The organism is Nonomuraea turkmeniaca, assembly GCF_005889735.1.
Taxonomy (GTDB): Bacteria; Actinomycetota; Actinomycetes; order Streptosporangiales; family Streptosporangiaceae; genus Nonomuraea; species Nonomuraea turkmeniaca.
The window spans coordinates 1-7,964 of sequence record NZ_VCKY01000357.1; the positions used below are offsets into that span (position 1 = coordinate 1).

The following is a 7,964-nucleotide window of genomic DNA, read 5'->3' on the forward strand; positions in this document are numbered from 1 at the left end:
GAGCGCGTGTCCAGCCTGGAGCTGATCGAGCTGTACGCGGAGCTCGCCGCCGACTACCCGATCTGGAGCATCGAGGACGGCCTGGCCGAGGATGACACGGGAGGCTGGCGGCAGCTGACCGACCGGCACGGGCGTGGCCAGGAACCCCGGCTCGCCCACGGCCGCGTCCCGCGCCAGCCGCAGCGTCCCGGCCGACAGGGCCAGTTCCTTCAGCACCCCCGACTCCGCGAGCCAGCGCTCCACCCTCAGCGGATCCCCGGGAGGGGTGTGCACGTGGACCGGCAGCGCCACCTGGCGCAGCGCGTCCACTCGGACGAACCCGGCGTACGCCGTGCCCGTGACGGCGGCGGCGGCGCGCGCCAGCCGCTCCACGAGGTCCTCGGCCTGCAGGCAGGAGAAGTCGGCGACGAGTTCACGCATGGCGACATCGACACGGTTGTACGGCATCGCGGTGATCCCTCATGCGGCGGCGGCGAGATCGCGCGGCCCGGTCGCGCGACACTCGAGTGCGGGTGTCCCGACTATCACCCCCGGCGGAGCCCTTGACTAGCCCTCAACAGGAAATCAGGTTTTTTGCCCATTTCGGACGCCATGTGGGACCCGCCGTATGGCTGCTCACGACGCCGGGCGGGACCCGCCGCGGGCCCGCCCGCGACACTCGGCGGGACCCGCCGGAGGCCCGGCTACGACGGGCGCAGCCGCGCCCATGCCACGTCATCGATCCGCCCGCCGTCCGCCTTCGGGAACAACTCCCGGTGCACGCCCTCCCGCTGGAACCCGGCACGTTCCAGCACTCGGTGCGAGGCCGCGTTCCCCGCCTCGGTCCCGGCCACGATCCGGTGCAGCGGCGTGTGCGCGAACGCCCACTCCACCAGCAGATTGACCGCCCGCGTCATGAACCCCCTGCCCCGGAACCCCGGCAGCAGCGAATACCCGATCATCGCCTGCCCCAGCGCCGGCGCGACCTGCGTCAGCTGCACGTGCCCCGCGAACGCCCCGGAGGCCGCGTCCCTGACGGCCAGCTCGATCCGCTGCCCCGACACCCACCAGTAGCCGGTGTAACGACAGCGCCGCTCGTCGTCCTCCACCGTGCTCGGCGGCCCCACGAAGTACGCCGCCACGCTCGGATCCGTCACCATCCGGTGGAAGTCCGCGGCGTCCTCGACGGCGAGGGGCTCGAGCCGCACCACGCCGTCGGACAGCCGCCCGCCCTCGAAGAACGGCAGGTACGGCTCCGCCGTCGCCCCCACCGCGTCGCCCTTCAGCCTGGCGAAGGTCACCATGTCGACGTAGCGGCCGTCACGCAGCCGATGGGCGTCCCGCCTGCGCCCCTCCTCGCGGAAGCCGCTCTTGTACGCCACCCGCAGGCTCGCCACGTTCTCCACCGCAGCCTGCAACTCCACCCGGCGCATCCCGTGGTCGAACAGCCAGTCGGTGATCGCCCTGGCCGCCGTCGAGGCCACGTTCTTGCCCCGCGCCCACGGCGCCACCATGTAGCCGATCGCGGCCGCGTCCCAGCGGTCCGGCGGCCGCACGCCGATGGAGCCGACGTACTGGCCGTTCTCGGCGATCGTGAACTCCGCGCCGCCGGCCTCCCACTTCGCCGCCGCCATCGCGAAGTACTCGCGCGCATCCTCCACCTGGTACGGCGACGGCAGCATCGGCAGGAACCAGGCCGTCACCGGATCGTCGCACGTCCTGACGATCGCCTCGGCGTCGCCGTCCACGGGAGGCCGCAGAATCAGGGGACCGGAGGAGATCACGTCGCGCGGGAGCATTCCCCATAGATACCGTGCGTCCGGACGCGCTCGAAAGCCCTATAACCTTGCGGCCATGGGTTTCCGCAGGCATGGGCCTTTCCAGGCGGGGGATCAGGTGCAGCTCACCGACCCCAAGAACAAACGCCACACGATCACGCTCAAGGAGGACGGCGTCTTCCACACCCACAAGGGCGCCATCCCGCACAGCGACCTGATCGGGCAGCCTGAAGGCTCCGTCGTGCGCTCTTCCGGCGGCACCCAATACCTCGCCTTCCGCCACCTGCTGCAGGACTACACGCTCGCCATGCCGCGCGGCGCGGCCGTCATCTACCCCAAGGACGCCTCGATGATCGTCGGCATGGCCGACATCTTCCCCGGCGCCCGGGTGATCGAGGCCGGGGTCGGCTCGGGCGCGCTGACTTGCTTCCTGTTGCGGGCCGTCGGTCCCGACGGGCAGGTGACCTCGTACGAGCGGCGCGAGGAGTTCGCCGACGTGGCCCGCAAGAACGTCGAGAAGTTCTACGGCGGGCCCATGGACGACAACTGGCGCCTGGTCGTCGGCGACCTGGTCCACTCCATCGACGAGGTCGACGTCGACCGGGTGATTCTCGACATGCTCGCCCCGTGGGAGTGCGTCGACGCCGCCGCCAAGGCGCTCACCCCCGGCGGCGTGATCTGCTGTTACGTCGCCACCACCACCCAAATGTCCAAGACGGTCGAGACGATCCGCGATCACGGGTGTTTCACCGAGCCGCATGCGTGGGAGACCCTGGTTCGCGACTGGCATGTCGAAGGACTCGCGGTGAGACCCGATCATCGGATGATCGGCCACACGGGCTTCCTCGTCACCGCCCGCCGCATGGCGGACGGGGTGACGCCCCCGCCGCGACGCCGCCGACCGAAGGGGACCACTGAAGAACTATGACAATTTGGCCACGAGGGTGCGTTCGTGCGTGACACGGGAACAGATTGCCGTGTTCCTATGCTGGGAGTATTAAACGCACTATTGAGGATTATTCACCGAACACTGAATGTCACTCTACGAACACTGCCCGGCCAGGTTACGGAGGGGCCCGAGATAGGTAAGGTCCTAAGTAGTCGCCCTCGACTGGGAAGGAGGTGACGGGGCGTGGCAGCTCGCGATGATGCTGAGGCTCGAGCCGCGCAGCGCGAACGGGAGGTCGCTGATCTTTCAACACAGGTCTCCTTCCTCCAGGAGGAGATCACCGCGCTGAGGCGGAAGCTGGCCGAGTCACCCCGTCAGGCCAGGGTCCTCGAAGAGCGTCTCCATGAGGCACAGGCGAACCTCGCGGCCGTGACCGGCCAGAACGAACGCCTGGTGGCCACACTCAAGGAGGCCAGGGACCAGATCGTCGCCCTCAAGGAGGAGGTTGACCGGCTGGCGCAGCCGCCATCCGGCTTCGGCACCTTCCTCGAGGCCAGAGAAGACGGCACGATCGAGGTGTTCACCGGCGGCCGCAAGCTGCGGGTGAACGTCAGCCCTGCCGTCGACGTCGACTCGCTGCGGCGTGGCCAGGAGGTCATGCTCAACGAGGCGCTCAACGTGGTCGAAGCTCTCGGCTACGAAGAGGTCGGCGAGATCGTGATGCTCAAAGAACTGCTCGACGAGGGCAAGCGGGCCCTGGTCATCTCGCACGCCGACGAAGAACGCGTCGTGCGGCTGGCCGAGTCGCTCGTCGGCCAGCCCATCAGGGCCGGCGACTCGCTCCTGCTCGAACCTCGCTCCGGCTACGTCTACGAGCGCATACCCAAGTCCGAAGTCGAAGAGCTCGTGCTCGAGGAGGTCCCCGACATCTCCTACGAGGAGATCGGCGGCCTCAGCAGGCAGATCGAGCAGATCAGGGACGCCATCGAGCTGCCCTACCTGCACGCCGACCTGTTCCGCGAGCACAAGCTGCGGCCCCCCAAGGGCGTGCTGCTGTACGGGCCGCCCGGATGCGGCAAGACGCTCATCGCCAAGGCCGTCGCCAACTCCCTGGCCAAGCAGGTCGCGGAGAAGACCGGCCAGTCCGGCAAGAGCTTCTTCCTCAACATCAAGGGCCCGGAGCTCCTCAACAAGTACGTCGGCGAGACCGAGCGGCACATCCGCCTGGTCTTCCAGCGCGCCCGTGAGAAGGCCTCCGAGGGCACCCCGGTGATCGTGTTCTTCGACGAGATGGACTCGATCTTCCGCACCCGCGGCTCCGGCGTGTCGTCCGACGTCGAGAACACCATCGTCCCCCAGCTGCTGTCGGAGATCGACGGCGTCGAGGGCCTGGAGAACGTCATCGTCATCGGCGCCTCCAACCGCGAAGACATGATCGACCCCGCGATCCTGCGGCCCGGCCGCCTGGACGTCAAGATCAAGATCGAGCGGCCGGACGCCGAGGCGGCCAAGGACATCTTCTCCAAGTACCTCGTCTCCGAGCTGCCGCTGCACCCCGACGACCTGACGGAGCACAGCGGCTCCCGCGAGGCGACGATCGGCGGCATGATCCAGAGCGTCGTCGAGCGCATGTACACCGAGAGCGAGGAAAACCGCTTCCTCGAAGTGACCTACGCCAACGGCGACAAGGAAGTCCTCTACTTCAAGGACTTCAACTCCGGAGCGATGATCCAGAACATCGTCGACCGGGGCAAGAAGATGGCCATCAAGCAGTTCCTCGAAAGCGGCCAGAAGGGCCTGCGGGTGCAGCACCTGCTCACGGCCTGCGTGGACGAGTTCTCCGAGAACGAGGACCTGCCCAACACCACCAACCCCGACGACTGGGCCCGCATCTCCGGCAAGAAGGGCGAGCGGATCGTCTACATCCGCACGCTCGTCTCCGGCAAGCAGGGCACCGAGGCCGGCCGGTCCATCGACACCGTCGCCAACACCGGTCAATACCTGTAACACCACGCCAGAGCGGGAGGGCCGGACGGTCCTCCCGCTCTCGCATGTGACACGGCCGCCGATACACATGCGCGGCCCGCCGATCGGGCGCACACTTGGCCTGTGACCGTTGTGAAACACGTAGACGTGCACGTCGAAGGCATCGTCCAAGGCGTCGGCTTCCGCCCTTTCGTGCGCTCCCTCGCCATCCGCCTCGGCCTCGCCGGGCGCGTCCGCGGTGACGTCAACGGCGTGCACATCGAGATCGAAGGCGCCCTCGCCGGCGTCGAGGAGTTCCTGACCGCGCTCGAACGCGACGCGCCCGCCCTGTCCGACATCGAACGCGTCACCGTCGTCAGCGGCGAACCCGCCGGCCACCGCGGCTTCACCATCGCCGCCAGCGACCCCTCCGGGCTGCGCCGCGCCCTCGTCCCCGCCGACACCGCCACCTGCGACGACTGCCTGCGCGAACTCGCCGACCCCGCCGACCGCAGACACCGCTACCCGTTCATCGGCTGCGTCACCTGCGGGCCCCGCTTCACCATCGTCCGCGGCGCCCCCTACGACCGGCCGCGGACCACCATGGCCGGCTACACCCTGTGCCCCGCCTGCGCCGCCGAATACCACGCGCCCGGCAACCGGCGCTTCCACGACCACACCGCCGGCTGCCCCGCCTGCGGGCCCCGCCTCCGGCTGCTCGACGCCCGCGGTGCCGACCTGTGCGGCGACCCCATCGCCTGCGCCGTCACCCTCCTGCACGCCGGCCGCGTCGTCGCCGTCAAAGGACTCGGCGGCTTCCACCTCGCCGTGCCCGCCGCCCACGAACACGCCGCCGCCACCCTGCGCGGCCGCAAGCACCGCGAAGACCAGCCGTTCGCCGTCATGGCCGCCGACCTCGCCCAAGCTCGCCGGCTGTGCACCATCGACGACACCGCCGCCGGCCTGCTCACCAGCCGTGCCCGGCCCATCGTGCTGCTGCCCCGCCGCCCCGGAGCGCCCGTCGCCGCCGGCGTCGCGCCCGGCCACCGCACCCTCGGCCTGCTGCTCCCGTACACGGCGCTGCACCACCTCCTGCTCGCCGAACTCGGCGAGCCCATCGCCCTCGCCGGCGGCGACGTCTCCGGCGAGCCCATCGCCCACACCGACGCCGACGCCCTGACCCGGCTCGGCGGCATCGCCGACGCCTTCCTCACCCACGACCGGCCGATCCACGTCCGCGCCGACGACTCCGTCCTCCGCCCCATGTCCGGCGAGGTCACCGTGCTGCGCCGGGCCCGCGGCTACGCCCCCGAGCCGCTCCCGCTGCGCCACCGCGTCCCCCGGCCGGTGCTCGCCTGCGGCGCCGAGCTCAACAGCACCATCTGCCTGGCCGCGGAACGGCGGGCGTACCTCTCCCAGCACCTCGGCGACCTGCACGACCAGGACGCCCTCCGCGCCTTCGCCGAAGCCATCGACCACTACTGCGGCCTGTCCGGCATCCGGCCAGACGTCGTCGCCCACGACCTGCACACCGGCTACCCGTCCACCCGGCACGCCCTGGCCATCCCCGGCGCCGACCTCGTCGGCGTCCAGCACCACCACGCCCACATCGCCTCCTGCCTCGCCGACAACGGCGACTCCGGCCCCGTGATCGGCGTCGCCTTCGACGGGCTCGGCCACGGCCCCGACGGCGCCCTGTGGGGCGGCGAGTTCCTCCGCGCGGACCTCGCCACCTACGAACGGCTCGGCCACCTCACGCCCGTCCCCATGCCCGCCGGCGCCATCAGGCAGCCGTGGCGCATGGCCGCCGCCTACCTCCGCCACGACCACCCCGGGCTCGCCGTCGTACGCCGCAACGCCGCCTCCTGGGCCGGCGTGCTCGGCCGCGCCGACGCCCCCCTCACCTCCAGCGCCGCCCGCCTCTTCGACGCCGTCTCCGCCCTCCTCGGCATCCGCGACACCGTCACCTACGACGGGCAGGCCGCCATCGAACTCGAACAACACGCCGACCCCGCAGAAACCGGCACCTATCCCGCCGCAGTCACCCTGCGCGACCTGCGCTGCGCCGGTGACCTGCTCGCGGTCGACGGCGGCGACCTCGTCCGCGCCGCCGCCGAGGACCTCACGGCCGGGGTGCCCACGCCCGTCATCGCCGGCCGCTTCCACAACGGCGTCGCCGACGCCATCGCCCGCGCCTGCCAGACGCTCCGGCAGGCCACCGGCCTGTCCGCCGTCGCCCTGTCCGGGAGCGTCTTCCAGAACGCGCTGCTGCTCGAAGGCACCGTGGAACGCCTGCGCGCCGCCGGGTTCCGGGTCCTCAGGCACATCCGCGTGCCGCCCCACGACGGCGGACTCAGCCTCGGCCAGGCCGCTGTGGCCGCCGCCCGCGACCGCGCCTGACCGCCTGCTCCTAGCATGGCGATCATGGAGTACCTCAACCCCGGCCGCGCTCCCTACACCGCGCGAGAGCGCGACCTCATCGGGACCGCGCACGCCCGCCAAGCCCGCGCCCACTTCGACCGGCACCCCGCCTACCGGCCCACCCCCGTCCACACCATCCCCGGCCTCGCCGGTACGCGGGCCGTCCACGTCAAAGACGAGAGCGGCCGCAGGGGGCTCGGCAGCTTCAAAGCGCTCGGCGGCGCCTACGCCGTTCACCTGCTCGCCCAGCGGCACGGCGGCGACACCCCGGTCGTGTGCGCCAGCGCCGGCAACCACGGCATCTCCGTCGCCGCCGGCGCCCGCGAAGCCGGCGTGGCCTGCGCCGTCTACCTCAGCCACGACGTGCCCGAGCCGTTCGCGCAGCGGCTGCGCGCGCTCGGCGCCGACGTACGGCGCGACGGCGACGACTACGAGGCCGCCATGGCCGCCGCGCAGGAGGCCGCACGCGAGCATGGGTGGCGGCTCGTCGCCGACAGCTCATGGGACGGCTACACCGACGTGCCGCTCGACGTCATGCGCGGCTACACGGTCCTGTTCGACGAACTCGCCGCCCCTGGCGCACCCGCCGCCGCCGGCCCGTCCGCCGCCGCCGGCCCGTCCGCCGCCGCCGGCCCGTCCGCCGCCGCCGGCCCGTCCGCCGCCGCCGGCCCGCCCGGCGACGCCGGTCCAGGCCCTCTTGCGGGCGAGCGGACGGTCGACGCTGCCCCGGCGGGCAGCGATGCGCTCCCGGAGGCGCCCACGCACGTGTTCGTGCAGGCAGGCGTCGGCGGGCTGGCCGCCGCGGCCGCCGGATACGTCCGCGACCGCTGGGGCGAGAAACCGAGGATCGTCGTCGTCGAGCCGGACGGTGCGCCCTGCCTCATCGAAAGCGCCCGCGCCGGCCGCCCGCTGCGCGTCCCCGGCTCCCACAC

The 7,964-nt window shown here is 71.5% G+C and carries 6 protein-coding genes; 5 read left to right on the forward strand and 1 reads right to left on the reverse strand.

Going from position 1 to position 7,964, the window contains the following annotated elements:
* Positions 1 to 6 precede the first annotated feature (6 nt).
* A complete protein-coding gene (locus tag ETD86_RS58840) occupies positions 7 to 546 on the forward strand; it encodes a hypothetical protein (protein WP_246149464.1) in 540 nt (179 codons plus the stop codon).
* 137 nt (positions 547 to 683) lie between these two features.
* Here ETD86_RS58840 and ETD86_RS50890 read toward each other — a convergent pair whose 3' ends face one another.
* The gene (locus ETD86_RS50890; protein WP_138673815.1) at positions 684 to 1,778 is read right to left on the reverse strand and encodes a GNAT family N-acetyltransferase; all 1,095 of its coding nucleotides are present in this window, start codon (positions 1,776 to 1,778) and stop codon (positions 684 to 686) included.
* A gap of 55 nt (positions 1,779 to 1,833) precedes the next feature.
* Between ETD86_RS50890 and ETD86_RS50895 the strand changes: the two genes are divergently transcribed.
* The 4 genes from ETD86_RS50895 to ETD86_RS56345 form a co-directional block, all read left to right on the forward strand.
* Entirely contained in the window at positions 1,834 to 2,685 is an 852-nt protein-coding gene (locus tag ETD86_RS50895) for a tRNA (adenine-N1)-methyltransferase (RefSeq protein ID WP_138673816.1), read from the forward strand.
* 204 nt (positions 2,686 to 2,889) lie between these two features.
* On the forward strand, positions 2,890 to 4,653 hold the full coding sequence (arc, locus tag ETD86_RS50900) for a proteasome ATPase (protein WP_138673817.1): 1,764 nt from the start codon (positions 2,890 to 2,892) through the stop codon (positions 4,651 to 4,653).
* Positions 4,654 to 4,755: 102 nt separating this feature from the next.
* The gene (gene hypF / locus ETD86_RS50905) at positions 4,756 to 7,011 is read left to right on the forward strand and encodes a carbamoyltransferase HypF (protein WP_211370846.1); all 2,256 of its coding nucleotides are present in this window, start codon (positions 4,756 to 4,758) and stop codon (positions 7,009 to 7,011) included.
* 24 nt (positions 7,012 to 7,035) lie between these two features.
* Positions 7,036 to 7,964, forward strand: a 929-nt coding sequence (locus tag ETD86_RS56345; protein WP_170223744.1) for a pyridoxal-phosphate dependent enzyme, incomplete at its 3' end; no start/stop codon positions are given.

Bases quoted from the DNA above. Each gene is read 5' to 3' on its own strand.
- ETD86_RS50890 (WP_138673815.1), bottom strand. From the start codon at position 1,778: ATGCTCCCGCGCGACGTGATCTCCTCCGGTCCCCTGATTCTGCGGCCT.
- ETD86_RS50895 (WP_138673816.1), top strand. From the start codon at position 1,834: ATGGGTTTCCGCAGGCATGGGCCTTTCCAGGCGGGGGATCAGGTGCAG.